The sequence below is a fragment of the Antarctobacter heliothermus genome (assembly GCF_002237555.1).
Taxonomy (GTDB): Bacteria; Pseudomonadota; Alphaproteobacteria; order Rhodobacterales; family Rhodobacteraceae; genus Antarctobacter; species Antarctobacter heliothermus_B.
The window spans coordinates 14,913-34,723 of the sequence record NZ_CP022542.1 but is presented as its reverse complement, the minus strand read 5'-3'; the positions used below and the strand labels follow the sequence as shown (position 1 = coordinate 34,723).

Annotated in this window: 14 protein-coding genes and 2 pseudogenes; 10 read left to right on the top strand and 6 right to left on the bottom strand. The window is 66.4% G+C overall.

What is annotated here, in order from left to right:
- The 4 genes and pseudogenes from ANTHELSMS3_RS24545 to ANTHELSMS3_RS24530 form a co-directional block, all read left to right on the top strand.
- Positions 1-87 (top strand): annotated as a pseudogene (locus tag ANTHELSMS3_RS24545) (GDP-mannose 4,6-dehydratase); the annotation flags it as partial.
- 70 nt (positions 88-157) lie between these two features.
- The gene (locus ANTHELSMS3_RS24540; RefSeq protein WP_094037645.1) at positions 158-2,665 is read left to right on the top strand and encodes a glycosyltransferase; all 2,508 of its coding nucleotides are present in this window, start codon (positions 158-160) and stop codon (positions 2,663-2,665) included.
- Positions 2,662-4,440, top strand: coding sequence for a hypothetical protein (locus ANTHELSMS3_RS24535; protein ID WP_094037644.1), 1,779 nt, complete (start codon positions 2,662-2,664; stop codon positions 4,438-4,440). The genes ANTHELSMS3_RS24540 and ANTHELSMS3_RS24535 overlap by 4 nt, the downstream gene beginning before the upstream one ends.
- 31 nt (positions 4,441-4,471) lie before the next feature.
- Complete coding sequence (locus ANTHELSMS3_RS24530; protein ID WP_094037643.1) at positions 4,472-5,881, top strand: mannose-1-phosphate guanylyltransferase/mannose-6-phosphate isomerase; 1,410 nt, start codon at positions 4,472-4,474, stop codon at positions 5,879-5,881.
- 51 nt (positions 5,882-5,932) lie between these two features.
- On the opposite strand, the gene ANTHELSMS3_RS24525 is transcribed toward ANTHELSMS3_RS24530, so the two are convergent.
- The 3 genes from ANTHELSMS3_RS24525 to ANTHELSMS3_RS24515 form a co-directional block, all read right to left on the bottom strand.
- Positions 5,933-6,250 carry a hypothetical protein gene (locus ANTHELSMS3_RS24525; protein ID WP_094037642.1) on the bottom strand — a complete coding sequence of 106 codons (318 nt, stop codon included), beginning with the start codon at positions 6,248-6,250 and terminating at the stop codon, positions 5,933-5,935.
- 11 nt (positions 6,251-6,261) lie between these two features.
- The gene (locus ANTHELSMS3_RS24520) at positions 6,262-7,308 is read right to left on the bottom strand and encodes a DUF2793 domain-containing protein (protein WP_094037641.1); all 1,047 of its coding nucleotides are present in this window, start codon (positions 7,306-7,308) and stop codon (positions 6,262-6,264) included.
- A 222-nt stretch (positions 7,309-7,530) separates the two neighbouring features.
- Complete coding sequence (locus ANTHELSMS3_RS24515) at positions 7,531-8,544, bottom strand: replication initiator protein A (protein WP_094037640.1); 1,014 nt, start codon at positions 8,542-8,544, stop codon at positions 7,531-7,533.
- Between the two features lie 434 nt (positions 8,545-8,978).
- Here ANTHELSMS3_RS24515 and ANTHELSMS3_RS24510 point away from each other — a divergent pair, with 434 nt between their 5' ends.
- From ANTHELSMS3_RS24510 to ANTHELSMS3_RS24495, 4 genes are all read left to right on the top strand, one after another.
- The gene (locus ANTHELSMS3_RS24510) at positions 8,979-10,355 is read left to right on the top strand and encodes an AAA family ATPase (RefSeq protein ID WP_094037639.1); all 1,377 of its coding nucleotides are present in this window, start codon (positions 8,979-8,981) and stop codon (positions 10,353-10,355) included.
- A 168-nt stretch (positions 10,356-10,523) separates the two neighbouring features.
- The gene (locus tag ANTHELSMS3_RS24505; protein ID WP_094037638.1) at positions 10,524-11,504 is read left to right on the top strand and encodes a ParB/RepB/Spo0J family partition protein; all 981 of its coding nucleotides are present in this window, start codon (positions 10,524-10,526) and stop codon (positions 11,502-11,504) included.
- Positions 11,505-11,751: 247 nt separating this feature from the next.
- Positions 11,752-13,920, top strand: coding sequence for a glycosyltransferase (locus ANTHELSMS3_RS24500; RefSeq protein WP_094037637.1), 2,169 nt, complete (start codon positions 11,752-11,754; stop codon positions 13,918-13,920).
- Positions 13,917-15,062: a hypothetical protein gene (locus ANTHELSMS3_RS24495; RefSeq protein WP_094037636.1), complete on the top strand. Its 1,146-nt coding sequence runs from the start codon at positions 13,917-13,919 to the stop codon at positions 15,060-15,062. Before ANTHELSMS3_RS24500 ends, ANTHELSMS3_RS24495 begins: the two co-directional genes overlap by 4 nt.
- Before the next feature lie 267 nt (positions 15,063-15,329).
- Here the strand turns inward: ANTHELSMS3_RS24495 and ANTHELSMS3_RS24490 are convergent, their stop codons facing one another.
- Both ANTHELSMS3_RS24490 and ANTHELSMS3_RS24485 read right to left on the bottom strand, forming a co-directional pair.
- Entirely contained in the window at positions 15,330-15,998 is a 669-nt protein-coding gene (locus tag ANTHELSMS3_RS24490) for an ABC transporter ATP-binding protein (RefSeq protein ID WP_094037635.1), read from the bottom strand.
- Positions 15,999-16,012: 14 nt separating this feature from the next.
- Positions 16,013-17,134: a hypothetical protein gene (locus tag ANTHELSMS3_RS24485; RefSeq protein WP_094037634.1), complete on the bottom strand. Its 1,122-nt coding sequence runs from the start codon at positions 17,132-17,134 to the stop codon at positions 16,013-16,015.
- Between the two features lie 350 nt (positions 17,135-17,484).
- On the opposite strand from ANTHELSMS3_RS24485, the gene ANTHELSMS3_RS24480 reads away from it, so the two are divergent.
- Positions 17,485-18,324 carry an ABC transporter permease gene (locus tag ANTHELSMS3_RS24480; RefSeq protein WP_094037633.1) on the top strand — a complete coding sequence of 280 codons (840 nt, stop codon included), beginning with the start codon at positions 17,485-17,487 and terminating at the stop codon, positions 18,322-18,324.
- 226 nt (positions 18,325-18,550) lie between these two features.
- Positions 18,551-18,712: pseudogene (locus tag ANTHELSMS3_RS24475) on the top strand (IS6 family transposase); the annotation flags it as partial.
- 235 nt (positions 18,713-18,947) lie between these two features.
- Here ANTHELSMS3_RS24475 and ANTHELSMS3_RS24470 read toward each other — a convergent pair.
- Positions 18,948-19,811 carry an aspartate/glutamate racemase family protein gene (locus ANTHELSMS3_RS24470; RefSeq protein WP_157733654.1) on the bottom strand — a complete coding sequence of 288 codons (864 nt, stop codon included), beginning with the start codon at positions 19,809-19,811 and terminating at the stop codon, positions 18,948-18,950.

The window sequence follows — 19,811 nt, the reverse complement described above, 5'->3', positions numbered from 1 at the left end:
ATGAAAAAAGCGTTCATCACAGGCGTCACGGGACAGGATGGCAGCTATCTGGCCCGGCTTTTGCTGCAAAAGGGCTATGAGGCGCACGTTCAGCTGGGCTGGACGCCCAAGGTCAGCGTCGAACAGCTGGCCGAGATGATGGCAAGATCCGACGACGATGCGCTTACCTGACGCCTTGCGCAGCCGCTTGCGCGGTCCAGCCGCACGGTTGCGCGGCTTTCGCGGACATCTGGATGGCGAGATCGGCGGCGCGCTGGTGGGCTGGGTGCAGCTGGTCCCGGCCCGCCGCCCCGTCAGGGTGGGGCTTTATGTCAAAGGCGCGCTTTTGGCGCAGGCCCCGGCCCATGCCTATCGTGGCGATGTGGCGGCGCTGGGGTATAGCTCTGGCCACGGCGGGTTTGTCCTGCTGCTGACGGATGAGATCCGTGACATGGTGGCGGCCAACGGCGGCTTGGCCGAGGTGCGGGTCATGTGCCCGCGCGCGCATGTGCTGGGCCATTGGCGGCCCGCCCCCCCCGCCACAGCCCCGCACGCCGCACCGCTGGGGCCGGACAGGGCCCCGCTGGCCCGGCGGCTGTACGCGGATCTGACACGGCTGGCGCACCGTCTGGCCGCCCCCGCGCCCCCGGCCTGGGCACCCCGCCCCACCCCGCCGGCGCAGAGCCGGATGTTTGGCACCCAGGACTACCTGAACGGCGGCGACCTGCCTGCGCCGCTCTTTGCCTACGCGGAATTCCTGCGCCTGCGCGACCGGCTGGACACCCGGTTTAATCCGGCCCGGATCCCCGAGGATATCCCCCGGTTCCTTGCGCATTATCTGAGCGATTACAGCGCCACCCGCGGCGGGCTGCGGATCCCGTTGTCCGCCGCTGCGATCGCCTGGTTGAACGCGCCGGCCGCCCCGACAATGACAGACGACCGGCCCTGCGGCCTCAGCCGCGCCGCGCGCTTGTTTTCGGGGGACGGGGCCGAAACCACCGGCGCAGAGACCAACAGCGCGCTTGACCGGCTCTACCAATGGGCCGCCGGGCAGGCCTGGGCGCTGCATTGTGAGGATTGTCTGGTGGCGCCCGACCATATCGCGGCGCTGTCTGCTCTCTCCGAGGGGGCCGCCGTCCAGCCATGGGGACTGTCGGAATTCCTGCTGCGGCTGCGGGCAGAGACTGCGGAACTGATCCCCCTGCCCATCGACACCGAAAAGGGACGACGCGACCTGACCTGTGCCGTGCTGATCCTGGCGCTGTCGCGGCCCGATTTCCTGCGTTACATCCCGCCCGCCAGCATAGACGCCGCCCTGTCGGGGGGCGTGCTGGCGGATTTCTGTGCGTCGATGGGCACGCCGCTGCCCCGGCTTGACCGGGCCGGATATGCCCACGCGTTGCGGGCGGCGGGGTTCGATCTGGACCGCATGTGTTTCACCAGCCTCACCGCCGAAGGGCACCGGGCGGAATTTGCCCGCTTTGCCCCGCCAGACGGCGCACCCGCAAACAGCCCCGCAAACGCCCTCGTGGAGATCCAGATCATCGGCCCCTTTGGCAAGGCCTCTGGGCTGGGACAGGCGACACGGCTGTCGGCCCTGATGCTGGAACGCGCGGGCTATCATGTGCACCGGGTCGATTTCACCCTCGACAATCCCTCGCCCGAGGATGCCGCCCGCGCCCGCGCGCTGGCCGATCTGCGCCCCGCCCGCGTCAACCTGTGGCACATCAACGTCGAGGCGCTGCCGCTGGCCGCCGCCTATCTGCCGGATGTGTTTTCCGGCAGCTACAACATCGCCTATCCGTTCTGGGAGTTGGACAGCCCCGGCGCCTGCCATCCGCTGGGGATCGATCTGGTAGATGAACTCTGGGTCGCGCCGCAATTCGGCGTCGATGTGTTCCAGCCCCATACGGACAAACCCGTCACCGCCGTCGGCATGAGCTATGAGGATCTGCCCGATATCCCCCGCGCCCCCGCCCGCGCGCGGCTGGAGGCGCGGATCGGTGCCGCGCCGGAGGATTTCACCTTTCTCGTCACCTTCGACAGTTTCTCATTCTTGATGCGCAAGAACGCCCTTGGGGTGGTCGAGGCGTTTTCCCGCGCCTTTCCCAAGGACGCGCCGGGTGGCCCGCCCGTGCGGTTGGTGCTCAAGACGCAGAACCGCGCGCGGGTGGCGGACCCGGCGCAGGCCGCGCTGTGGCACAGGATCGACGCCGCCCTGCAGGCCGATCCGCGCATCACCATGATTGACGAAACCCTGCCCTATGCAGAGGTCTTGCAACTGAAAAAGGGCGCGGATGCCTATGTCTCGCTGCACCGCTCCGAGGGCTGGGGCTTTGGCATGATCGAGGCGATGAACCTTGGCCTGCCGGTGCTGGCCACCGCCTATTCCGGCAATATGGATTTCTGCGACGCGGACACCTGCTGGCTGGTGGATTACACCCTGACAGAGGTCGGCCCGCAGGATTACATCTTTGTCCGTCCGGGGCAGATGTGGGCCGAACCGGATCTGGACCACGCCGCCGCGCAGATGCGCGCGCTGTATCACGACCCCGACACCCGCGCCGCCCGCACGACCGCCGCGCTGGACCGGGTGCGGCGCGATTTCTCGCAAGAGGCGATTGCGGCGCGTTACGGCGCGCGGATGCGGGCGATCCTCGATAGGCTCGGGGCGGCTGCCACATGACAGGCGAACGGCTCCTTCTGACCGGCAAGCGGCTTATCCTTCATGTCGGCTATCACCAGACCGGCGCCGGTCTGATCCGCCAGTGGCTGGAGGATCACGCCAACATCCTTGCCCCCCATCTGGCACTGTACCTGCCCGATGATCCGCTGGTCGAGGCGCTGCGCGACGCGGCAATGGGCTGCGCGCGCGGGCGGGCGGACGCAAAAGCGGCGCTGACACAGGCCGCACGCGATCTGGCCGAGGACATCCGCAATCAGAGCGCGCCGCTGGCCCTGCTGAGCGACGAGGCCCTGCTGGGCCCCCCGTTGGGCCATGTCGAACACGGCCATGTCGAGACAGAGATCTACCCCAGCCTCTGCCCGATCCTGAACGTGCTGGCCCGCGAACTGGCCGGGTTTGTCCCGACCGTTGCGATCTTTGAACGCGACCCCGACACCTGGCTGGAAAACCTGCACGCCCAGATGGTCCGGCAGGGGGCCTTTGTCGGCGATCTGGACATCTACCTGAGCCATTATGAGCCGCAGCCGGACTGGGCCGGACTGCGCGACGAGATCACCTTTGCCCTGCACGGGCGCGGCACGCTGGCGGCCTGGCCCTTTGAGACGGAATTTTCCAAAGGCGCGGTGGCCCGAGTGGGGTTTTTCAAGGCGCTGGACATCCCCGATGCGCTGATGGCACGCTGCCGCCCGACCTTGCGGGTTGGTCCCCGCACCCCGCCAAAAGCCGCAGAGGGGCCGACCGACACGCCGCCGCTGCCGCGCGCGCTGCAACTGGGCGGGGCCAATGCCATGGCGGCTGACGGCTGGGGCCAGCTGATGCGCCGCGATTACAGCGCCTTGGTAGAGGCGCAGAGCCTGTCGACCGCAGCGGGCACATCGGCCACAGGGCTCTACCGGATGCTGGCGCAGGGCACCGACACGCCGGGGGCGGCGGTGATCTGGGAACAAGGCATCAACGAATACACCCACCTGACCGGCGGGCAGGACCTGGACAGCCTGCTCTATCATGTCGAATGGCTGTTGCAGCTGTGCCTGCGTGAGAACCGCCCCTTTGTGCCCCTGCTGACCCGCACCAAGATGCAGACAGCCCAAGGCCGGGACGATCCCTATGTCACCGGGCTGCGCGCGCTGTTTGCCCGCTATGGCCTGACGGTGCTGGACACCGACCGCCTGATCGAGGTGCTGGAACGAGGCCCCGCCGACCCGGCCCGCTGGTACGCACGCAACGCACTGTATGATCCAGAGACCGACCTGCCGCGCCGGATGGCCGAGGCGGCACTGATGGCGCTGAGCGACGCGCGGGTGCCGGTCTCACCGCCTGACCGCGCGGCGCATTTCGACGCTCTTGCCCTGCGGTTGCGGCGCCCCGCCGGGACACCCGAAACATTCGACCTTGCCGGTACCCCCTGCCCCTTTGCGCCTTTTGAGGATGGTCTCACCCTTGCCGCGCCGGGCCGTGCGCTGGCGGCGATTCTCGTGACCGGGGGCAACGGGCCGGTGATCCGGCTTGAGGCGGATCAGACGGATCTGGGGTGCTACGTCACGCAGGTACCCCACGGTCCGGGCCAGCCGCCGCAGCAACTGCGGCAACTGGTCCTTGGCCGTGGCGCGGGTGGGGTTGAGATACCCGGCGGCGTGGTGCAGATAGGCATCGACACCAGCCCCGAGGCCCCAATTGTCCAGACCATGTTCCATCAGGGCCCGCCTCCGTCCGACCCCCTGCCCACCGGGCTTGTGGCGCTCTTGTGCGAAGAGGCTGCCGGGGATGCGGTTTGAGTATTTTCCTCCAGCACAAGGATATTGATTCATGATCTTTCCGGTTCTTCTGTGTGGCGGCTCCGGCACCCGCCTCTGGCCGCTGTCCCGCAAATCCTACCCCAAGCAGTTCGCCGAGGTCGTGGGCGACGAAAGCCTGTTTCAGGCTTCGGCGCGCCGCTTTGCCGGGATCGGCTTTGCCGAACCGCTGGTGGTGACCGGCGACCCGTTCCGGTTCATCGTGACCGAACAACTGGATGAGATCGGCGTCAAACCCTCGGGCATCCTGATCGAACCCGAAGGCCGCAACACCGCGCCCGCCGCCGCCGCCGCCGCCCTGTTCGCCATGGCACAGGACCCGAGCGCGATGATCCTGCTGGTGCCCTCGGACCACGCCATCTCGCAGCCTGAACTGTTCCGCGAGGCGGTGCTGGCCGGCAAGACCGCCGCCGAGGCGGGCCAGATCGTGACCTTCGGCATCGCCCCCAGCCGGGCCGAGACCGGCTATGGTTGGCTGGAAACCGGCGCCGAGGAACACGGCGTGCTGAAACTGGAACGCTTTGTCGAAAAGCCTGACGCCAAAACCGCCGAAGAGCTTTTTGCCGACAAGCGTTATCTGTGGAATGCGGGTGTCTTTCTGGCCCGCGCCTCGGTGCTGGTCGAGGCGTTCAGGACCTACGCGCCCGAGATCCTCGACGGCGTCGCCGCCGCCATGCAGGCAGCGCAAAGCGATCTGGGCTTTACCCGCATCGACCCAGAACTCTGGGCAAAGGTCGAGGACGAGTCGATCGACTTTGCCGTCATGGAAAAAGCACCCAACCTGTCGGCTGTGCGCTTTGACGGTCACTGGACCGATCTGGGTGGCTGGGAATCGGTCTGGCTGGAATCGGACCGCGACGAGAACGGCAACGCAGTCTCTGACCATGCCATCGCCTTTGACTGCGAACATACCCTGCTGCGCGCCGAATCCAGCGATCAGGAACTGGTCGGCATCGGGCTGAAAAACGTGGTCGCCGTGGCGATGCGCGACGCGGTCATGGTGGCCGACCTGTCAGAGGCGCAGAACGTCAAGAAGGCGGTCAAGGTGCTCAAGGATCGTGGCGCCAAGCAGGCGACCAGCTTTCCGGTCGATCACCGCCCATGGGGCTGGTTCGAAACGCTGATCCTCGCCGACCGCTTTCAAGTGAAACGCATCCACGTGCACCCCGGTGCGGCACTGTCTCTGCAAAGCCACCACCACCGGTCGGAACACTGGATCGTCGTGCAGGGCACCGCCAAGGTGACCGTGGACGAGGACGTCAAGCTGCTGACCGAAAACCAGTCGGTCTATATTCCGCTGGGCGCGGTGCACCGGATGGAAAACCCCGGCAAGGTGCCGATGGTGCTGATCGAGGTGCAGACCGGCAGCTATCTGGGCGAGGATGACATCATCCGCTACGAGGACGTCTACGCGCGCAGCTAAGCGCCACCTCCGAAACAAACCCGCAGGGCGGGGTTTCCCCCGCCCCGCAGTCTACAGCGTCCTGCGCCGACGCCGCGCCGGTTTTGATCCCGGCAGCGTCACCGTCCCATCCTCTGTCACAATCACTGGCTGCGGAAAGCGCACCGCCTCGGGCGCATCCGCCCCGTGCGGCAGCAGCACCAGTGCCGCGTAGCCGTCCTTGACCGCCGTGACCGACACCACCCAGCCCTCGCCGGGGGTGTCGCCCGCTTCTGCCGCCAGCGCGGCCAGATCATGCATCACGCCATTGGCAATCAGGGTTTCGCCCTGCCGTTCCAGCACCAGCGTCTCTTCCCGGCGCACCGGGGCGAATGTAACTGTCAGTGTCATTGCATGGCTCCTCAGATCCAGCGCCCGATGGCCAACAGCCCGGTGGCATAGGCCACCCGCGCCGCCGACAGCCCCCAGACCGAAAAATTCACTCCTGCGGCCGAAGGCGCGCCGGTGCTGGCGAAATGCGCGGTCTGCACCTGCGCCGTGGCCTGTATGATCGGCACGCTGCCTGCCGCGAACCCTGCGGGATACAGCCACAGCGTCTGACCCGCCGCACTAGAGGGCATCTGCTGCCAGCAGATCTGCGTGCCATCCGCCAGCCGCAGATAGCTGCCGTTGGCGTTGGTCCCGCTCTCCAGCACCGCGCCGGTGGGGATTCCCCCCGCCTGCGCCACCCCGCCCAGCAGGTTGCCGGGGCCATAGGCGTAATCCGCCCGCGCCAGCTTGCCCGCACCGGTGTCAGTGGGGGCGTTCTGCACCGCCGCCCCAGACACCGTGCCACTGGCCCCGTCAAAGGCCAGCGCGGTCTGCCACGCCGCGCCATCGGCGCTGACCTTGATGGCAAATTCATCGGTGCCGGTGGTGCCCATCTCGGCGCGGCCCGACCAATCGGTCTGGAACAGCAGGCTGGCGGTGTCGGTCTCGGCGGCCTTGTTCACCTTCAACTGGTGCCCCGCGCCGTCATGGGTCAACAGCGTGGCGGGGGCCACGCTCATCAGCCGGTTGGTGGCATCCGCCGCACCGTTCACACCCAGCGTATCGACATGCAGCGCGCCCAGCCCATCCTGCCACGCGGTGCCATCAAAGCGGACCTGCGCATCCTCGGACAGCACCCGCGCGGACCAGCCCGCCACCGGCGCCTGAAACACCCATGTATTCATGTCATAAACCGCGATCTCACCGTCCCGCCCGGCCCAATCGCCACTGGCCCCCGCAGGCACCAGATAGCGGTCCCCCTGCCCCGGATCGGCAGGCGGCACAGCCAGATCCCGCGCGATCACCGCCAGTTGCACCGCCACATCAAGCCGCCCCAGCGCCTCGTTGTGGGTGACATGTTTCTGGGCCTGCGCGGGCAACAGATAAGGCAGCGACAAAACCGCCGAGACATCGGACATGGGAAACCCTCCTCGAAGCGTCGGGGCATAGAGCTAGGCAGGCAAGGTTAACGGAGGTTGAGGGCAGCGTACGATGGGGGGGCAATGTCATCCCGTAGGCCGGGGGTCTGCCCGCCACGCTGGTTCGGCTGCAAAAGCTCTCGTCGCCCCCGGGGCTTTGCCTGATCCGGCCCGTCCGGGGCTCCGCCCGTCGTGGCCTCAAACTCTCCACTGGAGAGTTTGTCAGGCTTTGCCTGATCCGGCCACGAACCCCAAAAACGCCTTGTCGGGATTGCGCACCTGCACCCGGCCCGAGGCCGCCCACCACGCCCGCCAGTCCGCCTCCAAAGCGTAGACATCCGCGCCGGGGCGCAAGCTCCGCGCCGCCTGCAACGTCTCGGGCAGCAGCGGCGGCAGGCTGGGACCCATGGCCTCGACCACCTCGTCGCGCCGGGTGACCTGCAGCATGTCGCCCTCGACCTCCTCCAGCGCGTAATCCGGCAGGTGGTCCTGTGCGATCATCTTGCGCACCGCCGCCCGGAACACCCGCACGGGGGCGGCACTGCCCGCCTTCTTGTGCAGCACCGCCACGCTCACCTTCCATGATTTCTGCCGCCCGCAATGTTTGCGCGCCAGCTCATAGATCCGCCGCTCCAGCGGTTTGCGCAGGCGGAAATAATCGCGGCTCAGGGTCAGCACCGATTTCGACAGCACCGCCCGGTACAGCCAGTCCGACAGCGTGACCCGGACCGACACCATGCGCCCGCCGCGCGTCTTGCGCACGATCTCCCATGCCTCGATCAGGCCAAAGCCGCGCGTCGTCTCCTCGCCCCCGGTGGCGATATTGGTGGTGATGCGGGTGCCGGCCAGCCGCTCGAACGCCTCCTTGAGACGTGCATAGGCATCGCCGGATGTATCGCGGTTGGTTGCCACCAGCAGGTCATGCGCGCGCAGCGTCAGGTGGCGCGATACGGCGCGCCCGGCATTCACCGCCGCCATCAACTGGCTGATGCAATAGATCAGGATGTCCTTGTCGTGGATCGTCGCCCGCCCCCGGACAGAGGGCGTCACCTGCACCGACATGCCATTGTGCTCATAGGACAGCACCCGCGTGTCGGGCCGCGTCGCCAGTGAGAAAATCGGATGTTCCATCGAGGCGAGATCGTCCTTGGGCGAGGCATCGAAGATGTCGCAGACAAAGAAATCGCTATTCGGATGCCGGTCGGGCAATAGCCCGCCCGCTGTGGTACTGCCCATGTCGTCCTCATGCCCACCCGGTTTTCACGTCCCGGTTTGTCCGGAATCGCCTTCGGGGGTTCAGTGACACCCACCCTAAAGTTATCCACAAGACCCGTCCAGCAGACCCCGGAAAAAAGCCACGCGCTTTCGGGGGACCGGAGTCGCAACCTCGGGGGATCAGAGTCGCCCAAACGTGGGATCAGAGTCACCCCACTCCGCCAAGCGGCGTAATTTCAAGGAGTTGCACGAAAATCTGTTGTCTTAACGGATTCTATAACCTTGAATTAACACCACTGGATGGTCCAGATTTACCACAGCACAGGCTTGGGAACGCAAAATACCCGCCCATGTCCGCATTTCCTTCCCATGTCAGGCCTTTTCCAGTACTCTGAGAAAAAGAGCGCACATCGCGCCGTTCGAGCAGACGACAAGCGGATTACAGGACCAACGCCATGAGCGATCTCCCCCCCTATTTCGGCATCGATCCCGATATCGCCGCGACCCAGCTAGAGGCCCCCGCGCGCACGCAGGATTTCGCACGCATCGCCAAGGCTTGCGCCGCCGGGCGCGGCGATCTGTGCAGCCGGGGCTTGGAAGAGGGCGGCGGGCGCACCCTGCGGCTGTTCTCCACATGGGAAATCACCCGCTACCTGATCCCGGTCGCCGTGGGCCATTTCCGCCGGGTGCTGAAACAGAACCCCGACTTGCCGCAAGGACGGTCAGAGACCACCGGCGGCGCCAAGTGGTTCAGCTTTGACGAGGTGCTGCGCCTGCGCGCGCATTTTGCCGCCGAAGGCTCCAAGTCGAAAAACTACCTGCCCTACCGACCCAAGGATCATCCGGCGAAAATGATCGCCGTGGCGAATTTCAAAGGCGGCGTGGGCAAGACCTCAACCGCTGCCCATCTAGCGATGAGTGCAGCACTCGACGGTTACAAGGTGCTGGTGATCGATCTGGATTCCCAAGGCTCGATGACCTCGATTTTTGGCGGCAAGGTCGAGGATGAATGGCAGACGGTCTTTCCCCTGCTCGCGCGCCACTACGCCCGCCACATGCAGGCGGACAATCAGGCCCGCGCGGCCCGAGGTGAGGCGCCACAGCCCTTGGATGACACATTGTCAGAGGCGCTGGATGCCACCGCGCAGGAGCTGATCCAGAAAACCCACTGGCCCAACATCGACCTGATCGGCGCGCAACTGAACCTGTATTGGGCGGAATTCCAGATCCCGGTCTGGCGCATGGCGGCGCGCGGCTGGCGGCTCTGGGATGCGCTGACCGACAGCCTCGAGGCGGACGGCGTGCTGGATGACTATGACCTGATCTTTCTCGATACGCCCCCCGCCCTTGGCTACCTGACGATCAACGGGCTGGCGGCTGCCGACATCCTGCTGGTGCCGCTGGGGGCGTCGTTCCTCGAATTCGACAGCACGGGCCGGTTCTTTGACATGCTGCATTCCACCTTCGGCTCCATTGAGGAGGCAGAGAACATCGCCGCCCGCGCCCTTGGCCGCGAAGGACTGGCCTTTGAGTGGGACGCAGTCCGCGCCATCGTCACCCGCTATGACGGCGCGCAACAGGGCGAACTGGCGGCCCTGATGCAAAGCTATCTTGGTCCCACCCTGTCACCGCACCGACAAGGGTTCACCGCGCTGATCGGGCAGGCGGGCGAACAGGTGCAGGGCATCTACGAGGCCGACTACCGCGACTTCAACCGAGAGACCTATGTGCGTGGGCGCGAAACCTTTGACGCCACATGGGCGGCGGTCAAATCGCTGGTCATCGGCGCTTGGCGGCGGGACGAACGCGCCGCGCTTCAGGCGGCAGAGTGATGTTTCGCGCGCGAAACATTCGGCTTCTTCTGTCCGAAAATATCCCGGGGGAGACGACCGTAGGGAGACGGGGGCAGCGCCCCCTTGCCCGCCCCTCCACCGCGCGCCGCCCTCAGATGTTCTTAACCCCGCGCCGCAGATTAGGGCACAGCCTCAGGAGGAGATAACATGGCCAAGCGCAAACGCCTGACCCCTGCCAACCCGATGTTCCTCGAGCCCGCGCCCGAGACCAAATCCGCCGTCGCCGCCCCGCTGCGCGCGCCCATCGCCGATGTCGCCCGCGAGGCCAGCGCCACCGCCGCCGCCGAGGAAATGGCCCACAGCATGGCTCAGGCGCGCGCGCAGGGCCGCATGGTGATCGCCGTGCCGCTGGCGCAGATCCGCCGCGACCACCTGACCCGCGACCGGGTGACGGTGGACGAGGACGACATGGCCCCCCTGATCGAAAGCCTGCGCGCCCGTGGCCAGCAGACGCCGGTGGATCTGGTCGATCTCTGGCCCAACAAAGACGGGCCGCGCTATGGGCTGATCTCTGGCTGGCGGCGCTGTCTGGCGCTGGAGCGGTTGCATGCCGAGACCGGTGAGGCGCAGTTCGCAGAGGTGCTGGCGCTGTTGCGCCGCCCGCAGGACAGTTCCGCCGCCTATGTGGCGATGATCGAAGAAAACGAGATCCGTGCTGGCCTGAGCTATTATGAACGTGCACGCATCGTGCTGCGCGCGGTCGAGGCCGGGGCCTTTGCCGATGCGGGGGCTGCGCTGCGCGGGCTGTTTGCCAGCGCCAGCCGCGCCAAACGCTCAAAAATCGGCAGTTTCACCACCATCGTCAGTGCGCTGGACGGGGCGTTGCAGTTCCCCCGCGCGCTTGGCGAACGGCAGGGGCTGGCGCTGGCGCAGGCGCTGGAGGCGGATGCCGGTCTGGCCGCAAAGCTGGCCGCAACCCTGCGCCGAGAGGCCCCTGAGACCGCCGAGGCGGAATTGGCGCTGTTGCGCAGCACGCTGCAACCCGCAAGACCCGACAGGCCCAAATCCCACCCGGTTTCGGTTCAGGTTGTGCGCCGCTCTAACCGTGAGGTGTCCTTGATCGGTGAGGCGGTGGATGAGGCGTTCCTGAAAGACCTCGAGGCCTGGATCGCGAAAAGGCGGGTGTAAGGGGGGCGTCATGCCAAAGGCATGCTTCCAGCATGACCCCCCGCCTCCCTACGGTCGACTCCCCCGGGATATTTTCAGACAGAAGAAGCGCAGAACCGTGCCAAGCCTTTCGCCCCGTCCGCAGAAATCATGAAGGTGTGCTCTGGGTGTTTCGCGCGCGAAACAATTGCGACGTTTTTCCCCCTGCTTTTCATTGGAGCGCCCGGCGATCTGTGGTTCATGAGGAACCAATCTGAAGGGGGACTCCGTGCTTCATCGCGTTCGGCGGCTGTTCGATATCTACGCCGCCTATCACCTGCCACAGGATGCACCTCGCCCGCGCGTTGCGCGGTGGCGGCTGGTCCCCGGTTTCGTTGCCGCGGGCGCGCGGGCGTTGCCCGCTGCGCTGCGATGGGCGCGGCACCGCGATCCGGCAGCACGGGCGCGGGTGAAGCAACTGCTGGATCTGTCCGGCCCTGCCCCGGTGCAACTGGACGCGGACCTGCTGCGCCGCCCGTCCGATCCCACGGTGCCCGAGGGCGCGGGCGTCACGCTTGTCATGCCGGTCTACAACGGCCTTGATCTGCTGCGCCCGGCGCTGGATCGGGTGGCGCGGCACACGGATATTCCTTGGCGTATCGTGATTGTCGATGATGCCTCACCCGATCCGGATGTCCTGCCGTTTTTGCGCGACTGGGCCGAGCGTCATCCACAGGCGCAGCTGATTGAGGCCCCCGAGAACCTAGGCTTTGTCGGAGCTGTCACGCTTGGGATGGTGGCGGCGCGCGACTGGGCCGATCCGGTGGTGCTGCTCAACAGTGATGCCTTTGTGCCCGCAGGCTGGGCGGCGCGGCTGCTATCCCCGATCTGGGAGGATGCGCGTGTCGGGTCAGTCACGCCTTTGTCGAACGATGCCGAGCTGGGATCCGTGCCGGAACCGGGCCGCGCGCGCGACATTGCGCCGGACCTGGCCGAGGCGGTGGACCGTCATGCCGCCACGCTGAACGGTGCCGCGCGGGTGGCCGCCCCCGCCGGGGTTGGGTTCTGCATGGCGCTGTCCCCCAAGGCGCTGGCTGAGGTGCCGGAATTCGACGCCGTCTTTGCCCCCGGCTACGGCGAAGAGGTCGACTGGTGCCAGAAGACCGCGCAAAAGGGGTTTACCCATCTCTATGTGCCCAACCTCTTTGTCGCCCATGTGGGCGGGCAGAGTTTCGGCTCCGAGGCCAAGCAGCGGCTGATCGCCCGCAACAGCGCACTGATCTCCCGCCGCTATCCACGCTTTGACGCCGAGGTGCATGGCTTTCTGCGGCGCGATCCGCTGGTCACTGCGCGGTTGGCGCTGGGGCTGGCGCAGGTCGAACAGACCCGTCGGGGCCCCCTGCCCGTCTATCTGGCCCATTCCATGGGCGGCGGGGCCGAGGTTGACCTGCAACGCCGCCTGATGGCTGATCTGGCGCGCGTAGGCGCGGCGCTGGTGATCCGCGTTGGCGGCGTCTTTCGCTTTACGCTGGACCTGCATGATCTGCGTCCCGATGGCAGCGCCGGAGTGACGTCTGGCGGCACCGCCAGTGCGGCAATGATCGCGCAGCTGCTGGCCCCAGTCACCGGGCGCGAGGTGATCTATGCCTGCGGCGTCGGCGATCCCGACCCGATCACCCTGCCCGACCTCATGCTGTCGCTGCGCGGGCCGCGCGACGGGCTGGAGGTCTTGGTGCATGATTATTTCCCGCTCTCGCCGACGCCCTCGCTGCTGGAGGCGGGAGAGACGTGGAAGGGCCTGCCCGATCCGCAGACCGCCAGCCCCCGCCATGCCACCCGCCGCCCCGATGGTGCGACCGTGCCGCTGTCGCGTTGGCGGGCGGACTGGGGGCGGTTGTTGTATACCGCCGACCGGGTGACCTGTTTCTCCGAGGCCTCGGCTCGGCTGATCCGGCAGGCCTATGCCGGGGCCCCGGTGGAGGTTTCGCCCCATGCCCTGCACGCAGAGGTGCCGCGCATTCCCCGCCCCGAGGGGCCGCCTGTGATCGGCATCCTTGGGTCGCTTGCCCCGCACAAGGGCGCGGGCGTGGCGCAGCGGCTGAGCCGCGCCTTGAAACCGGGTGATCCGGGGCTGGTGCTGCTGGGAGAGATCGACCCGGCCTACCGGCTGTATCGCCCGGCGCGGATGCATGGCCGCTACGCGGTCGAGGATCTGCCGGATCTGGTGGCGCGCTACGGCATCACCTGCTGGTTCATCCCCTCGGTCTGGTCAGAGACGTTTTCCTTTACCACCCATGAGGCGCTGGCCACCGGTCTGCCGGTCATGGTCTTTGATCTGGGCGCGCAGGCCGATGCGGTCCGCGCCGCGGGCGATGACGGCGCGGTGCTGCCGCTGTCGGCGGCAGAGGACATGTCCATGATCCTTGAGACCGCCAAACGGCTGAGCAGTCCTGCATGAGCGATAGCCCCGCGATCATCCTGCATGTGGGCGCGCCGACATGCGGCACCCGCGCCCTGCAACGCGCGCTGAGTGCCGCGCCCCTGCTGACCACAGACAGCGGGACGCTGGCCTATACGGTCCCGCGCCCGCGTGGCGGCGCGGTACTGTCGGGTCGGGCGCTGCGCACGGCGGCCGCGCGGGATGTGCGCGGGCGGCTGGGCTGGCCTGATCCCGAAGGGGCCGAGACCGGGCTTTTCGAGCAGATCGACCGGGTCCGGCGCAAACCCCCGGGCGGCGTGCCGCTGGCGTCGAACCCCGGCTGGATCGGACAGGCCGACCGCTTTGCCGAGGCGCTGCCGCAGTGGTTCACCGAAGACAGTCCGCCGGTCGAGATCTGCGCCTTTGCCCGCCCGCCGCTGGACTGGCTGAACGCGGCCTATTGGGAATGGGGCGTCTGGTCCGGGCGCGGCTTTGGCGCGTGGCTGGCGCAGATGGGCATGCCCTACACGCTGGGCGCGGCGCTGAGCCGTTGGGCGGCGCTGCCGGGCACAGACCTGAAACTGGGGCTGACCGACGATGTGCTGACCGCGTTTGAGGGGGCCTATGGCACCACCCTGCCCCGGCCCGCGCGCGGCACGGATGGCGCGCTGCCCCCGGCCCTGCTGGGGTTCCTGCTGCGCAACCGCCGCTACCGCGCCGATGCCACAGACATCGCCGCCGAAGAGGTGTTTCGCCGCTGGTGCCATGTCGAGGATGCGCCGCGTCCCTGGGCGGTGCTGCCGCGCCACCTGTCGGCGCTGCGCGAGGCCACAGGGGGCGATCTGGACAGGCTGTTTGCGCTGATCCCCGAAGCCGAGGCAGAAAGCCTGCGCGCCCGCGATCCGCGCTGGACGGTCTCTGCGGACCCCTACGAGACACTGTTCCTGCGTGGCCGCGCGCCGCTGGATGACCCCGAGGAACTGGCGCAACTGTACCGGGCGCTGGTCCGGGGCGTGGGCACTGTGGCCGAGGCGGCGGGCAAACCTGTGCCACCACTGCAGCCGGTGCTGGCCACCCGCGCCTCTGTCCATACCTGGGACGTGGCGGTGGCGCGGGCGCTGGAGCACCTTGTGCTGCTGGACACCGCGCAACGGCGCGGGCGGCGGGTTTTCGGGCTGTAGCGGCCTGCTGAAATCGGCCATCTCCCCACAGATGTTTCGCGCGCGAAACACCACCATGCCCCCCACCTCTGGCGTTCCCCCCGGCGAGGTCTTTGACCAGAAAAGAAACCCCCATGTTTCGCGCGCGAAACGGGCCGCCCCCGCCGCAACAGGGTGCGCGGCTCTCATGTTTCTTCTGTCTGAAAATATCCCGGGGAGTCTTGGCTTGCCAAGACGGGGGCATGCTGGAAGCATGCCTTTGGCATGACGCCCCCTCCTGCCCGCCTCTCAGAGCGCGGCGGCGCGATTCATGTTGTCCTCGTGGTGCGCGATCGCATCCTCGAGATCCTCGTAGTAATAGGCCTGCCCCTCATCCAGCACGAGGCCCGCATCGCACAACAGCCGGACCTGCGGCATCGAATGGCTGCACACCACCGCCCCGGCGTGCCGCAGCCGCGCCTTGAACAACCGGTCAGACCTTTCGCGAAAGGCCGAGTCGCCCACGGCGGTGATCTCATCCACAAGGTAGGTGTCAAAGGCGATCCCCATGGACACACCAAAGGCCAGACGTGACCGCATCCCCGAGGAATAGCTGCGCAGCGGCAGGCGGAAATGCATCCCCAGACCGGCGAATTCCTCGACAAATTGCGCCAGCTCATCGGTGTCCACGCCGTAGATGCGCGCGATGAAGCGGCAGTTCTGCAGCCCCGTCAGATCCGGGTGGAACGAGCCCGCAAAGCCCACTGGCCAGGACACAAGACCGGTGGTCTCGATGTGGCCCTCGGTCGGTTCCGTCGCGCCCGAGATCATCCGCAGCAGCGTCGACTTACCCGCCCCGTTGCGCCCCAGCAGGCCCACCGACCGCCCGGTGGGCAGCACCACGTTCATATCCTCGACCACCGTTTTTTCGCGGCCCTCGGTGATGTAGCGTTTTGAGACGTTCTCGAACCGGATCACTGTCTTGGGCTTTCCTAGCGCCGGTCCTTGAGCGCGTAGATCACCAGCACCAGCGTCGACCAGATCAGAAAGATGAACAACGCCGCGAGGCTCAGCAGCATGGGCCGCTGCGGAAAGCGAGAGCTTTCGGCCAGTGTGGGACGCACATAGGGGGCCAGATACCGGCTTTGCCGCCGCGATTCCGCCTGTGCCGCGTCATAGCTGGCCAGCGCGGTGGTATAGCTTTTCTCGGCAAACTCACGGTCCACCACCAGCCGTTCGTATTCGCCGAACAGGTTGGCATAGACTTCGGTGCCATTGGCGCCATCGCCCGCCAGGCCCAGCTTGCGCCGCTCGGCGTCGATACGGTCGCGGATCACCTCGATGCGGCGCTGCGCCTGCGTCACGCGCGGGTCGTCGGTGCGGGTCGACAGGGCCAGCAGGTCGAACTCGATCAGCGCATCGGCCAGTTGCGCCTCCAGCTTGCCCAACAGGCCCGCCTGCGTGGCCAGATCGACCGAGGGGTCGACCAGCTGGTGGGTGTTGCGGAATTTCGTGACCGCCTCGCGCGCGGTCTTGAGCCGGTCCACCGCCTCGTTCAGATCCGCGCGGGCGTAGCGGATCGCGTCTTCGCGCGCGATCGCCGACAGTGCGTTGATCATTTCGGAGGAATGTTCGAACAGGGTCTGCGCGATCAGCTGCGCGTCGTCGGCGGTAAAGGCCAACGCGCGCACCTCGATCAGCCCGGCACCGTCGTCGTAGTAGATCTTGACCATGCGGTTCCAGTGTTTGACCAGATCCTCGATCGTGCCATCGGTGTCGAAGGTAAAGATCGGATCGCCCTCGGGCTTGGACCAGAGCGCGCGCAGATCGATGGCGCTGTCGATGTCCTCGACCAGCTTCTGGCTTTGCAGGAACTCATACAGGATGTCAGTGTCCGATGAGGACGACCCCGAGATGCCCGGAATACCGATCAGGCTTTCCAGCGGAGAGCCTGCCTCTTCGGTGCGCACGGAAAAAGCCACGGTCGAGGCGTATTGATCGGTCGCCTTGAACCAGAGATAGCCCGCCACCACCAGCACCGGCAGGATCACGCCCAGCACCAGACTGATCAGAACCGAATAGTGCCGGCGGCGCAGCCGTGCGCCGCTTGCCATGCGCGGGGCGCCCGATCCGGCGCGCGGGGCAGGGCCCGGCTTGCCGGGTGTCCCGATCTGCGGGCCTTGCGGGGGGCCGCCGGGGGCGGGCCGCAGTGGCGCGACACGGTCCCCGACTCCGGGAGCGATGGGGGCAGGGCCTTTGGGCGGGCGTGGCGGAGGGATCTGGGTCACGGAGGAATGCGGCTTTTCAAGTAGCTCCTGAGACCTCCTTGCTACATAATGCAGAGCGTGGTTTCCAGTGCGGATGCCGCCTCCGGTGCGGTTCGCCGCGCAACAGGGATCCGCGCGGTGTCCCGCGTGCCAAAAAGCGACCCGCAAACCACACCCCAGCCCCGAGCAGAGGCCCCGTGACCGACAGTTCGACCGACAGTTCCGACCCAAGGCTCCCCGCGGCCCAACGCCCCCGCGTGCGCGCCGGCATTCCGCGCTTTGCCACCCTGCGCACCATCACCGCGCTGATCCTGCGCGAGATGAGCACCTCTTACGGGCGCTCACCGGGGGGGTACGCCTGGGCGATCCTCGAACCGGCGGCGGGCATTGCGCTGCTGACGGCGCTGTTTTCGGTGGGCTTCCGCTCACCGCCCTTGGGGGTGAGCTTTGCGATGTTCTACGCCACCGGGATGCTGCCCTTTACGCTGTTCACCGACATCACCGCCAAGCTGGGGCAGGCGATGAACTATTCGCGCCAGCTGCTGGCCTATCCGCGGGTGACCTTTCTGGATGCCATTCTGGCGCGGTTCGGGCTGAACCTGATGACGCAGCTGCTGGTCAGCTACGTCGTGATCGGCACCATCCTGCTGGTGTTCGAGACGCGGGTGGTGATGGACGGCGCGGTGATCGCGCGCGCCTATGGGCTGGCGGCGCTGCTGGCGCTGGGGGTCGGGGTCTTCAACTGCTTCATGATGCTGCGCTTTCCGCTGTATCAGCGGTTCTGGTCAATCCTGATGCGGCCGCTGTTTCTGCTGTCCTGCGTGTTCTTTCTCTTCGACACCATCCCCGAGCCTTACAACAACTACCTGTGGTACAACCCGCTGGTGCATCTGGTGGGGATGATGCGGCACGGGTTCTATCCCAACTATGACGCGCCTTATGTCTCTGAGGCCTATGTGGCCGGGTTTGGTCTGGTGGCGCTGGTGCTGGGGCTGATGCTGCTGCGGCGCGATCACAAGAACGCGCTGGAGATGTGAGATCGGGGCAGGGGGCGTCATGCCAAAGGCATGCTTCCAGCATGACCCCCTCGGGATATTTCTAGACAGAAGAAACAAGGGGGTCGCTCTCCTGGCAAACTAGGGCTACCCGTTTCGCGCGCGAAACATTCGGCTTCTTCTGTCCGAAAATATCCCGGGGGGCACGGCATTGTCACGTAAACTCGACGTTGTCGCCGGTGTGCCGGCATCAGCGTAATTGCCGAGCATGACACAGCATTCGATCAGCTACAAACGCCACCGCTTCCCGCCCGAGATCATCGCTCATGCAGTCTGGCTGTGCGACCGTTTCAATCTGAGCCTGCGTGAGGTCGAGGAAATGCTGCTGAAACGCGGCATCGACGTTTCTTGCGAGACAGTCCGACGCTGGGCCCGCTAATTCGGGTCGCTGATCGCGCGCAACGCCCTCGCCGTCCACTACCACCGACTGGAAGCATTCAATGCATGGCAAGCCGCGGCAAAGGCCGCTTGATAGAACTCTGTGCAGAATTTCGTGTTCCCCACGAGTTAACGTGACAACACCAATTGAAGACATGGCCGCGTAACTAACCGAAATCAGCCTCTGGAAAACCCGGCGCGGTTCACTATCCATTTGCAGAGTCGGATTAAGCCTTTTTGACCCGCCGAAAGCGCGGGGCCGGAGCCTGCGGGAAGGCCACACCGCTGACGGTGACGCCCAGTCGCACCTTTAGCTTGCCGAGTTCGATGGCGCAGGAATAACCCTCGAGCACGGGTATATCCCACCCGCGATCCGACAGGGTCTGTTGCAGATGAGGTTTCAGCCAGTACAGCGCCGAGCATCCGATGATGAGCGATTCCGCTCCGTCCTCCACGATGGCCGCCTCGGCCTCGTTGACCGCCGCGAGGAGGAGGTCGGAGGTTTTACCGGCGTCGACCCTTGATTTCTCGACAGCGATGGAGGTGCCGGCATGGTCTCCCCTTGGCAGCGGGCGCTCGAGGTTGCGCAGCGAGGCGCAGTTTTCGGCGAAGCCATAGGAACGGATGATGTTGCCATAGTGTACCGAATGCGGCTCTGACACATCGATCACGCTGAATCGCCGGCCGAGCATTGCCGCGACATGCATCTGTGCATTGCCGCAGGCGGTTACCGGGATTCCGAAGCGCTGGCCGATCTCACAGGATTCGAGAAAACCCGGATCGCCGCCGCCCAGCAGCACGATGGCATCGTATCTGCCGCTTTCGCAGGCTTCCCGGACTACTGGTAGGCGGGCCGCCGCGATGGCCAGGAACTCTTCGCGCGTCTCGACCAGCGAGGTTCCATGGTGGGACACTGGCCCGGGATGCACTTCCCATTCGACCCCTTCCAGAAGGGGTGCGATCAGGCCATAGTTCATCATCGACTCTTCCCGCGTCGCGCCGGGTTTGCGCATCGAGTAGTCGGCGTCTGGCGGCATCGAGAAGGCCTGGATGAACAGCAGGCGCAGCGGGTCGGGATGGACGCGTGTCAA

Bases quoted from the DNA above. Each gene is read 5' to 3' on its own strand.
- ANTHELSMS3_RS24540 (WP_094037645.1), top strand. From the start codon at position 158: ATGCGCTTACCTGACGCCTTGCGCAGCCGCTTGCGCGGTCCAGCCGCA.
- ANTHELSMS3_RS24535 (WP_094037644.1), top strand. From the start codon at position 2,662: ATGACAGGCGAACGGCTCCTTCTGACCGGCAAGCGGCTTATCCTTCAT.
- ANTHELSMS3_RS24530 (WP_094037643.1), top strand. From the start codon at position 4,472: ATGATCTTTCCGGTTCTTCTGTGTGGCGGCTCCGGCACCCGCCTCTGG.
- ANTHELSMS3_RS24525 (WP_094037642.1), bottom strand. From the start codon at position 6,250: ATGACACTGACAGTTACATTCGCCCCGGTGCGCCGGGAAGAGACGCTG.
- ANTHELSMS3_RS24520 (WP_094037641.1), bottom strand. From the start codon at position 7,308: ATGTCCGATGTCTCGGCGGTTTTGTCGCTGCCTTATCTGTTGCCCGCG.
- ANTHELSMS3_RS24515 (WP_094037640.1), bottom strand. From the start codon at position 8,544: ATGGGCAGTACCACAGCGGGCGGGCTATTGCCCGACCGGCATCCGAAT.
- ANTHELSMS3_RS24510 (WP_094037639.1), top strand. From the start codon at position 8,979: ATGAGCGATCTCCCCCCCTATTTCGGCATCGATCCCGATATCGCCGCG.
- ANTHELSMS3_RS24505 (WP_094037638.1), top strand. From the start codon at position 10,524: ATGGCCAAGCGCAAACGCCTGACCCCTGCCAACCCGATGTTCCTCGAG.
- ANTHELSMS3_RS24495 (WP_094037636.1), top strand. From the start codon at position 13,917: ATGAGCGATAGCCCCGCGATCATCCTGCATGTGGGCGCGCCGACATGC.
- ANTHELSMS3_RS24485 (WP_094037634.1), bottom strand. From the start codon at position 17,134: ATGGCAAGCGGCGCACGGCTGCGCCGCCGGCACTATTCGGTTCTGATC.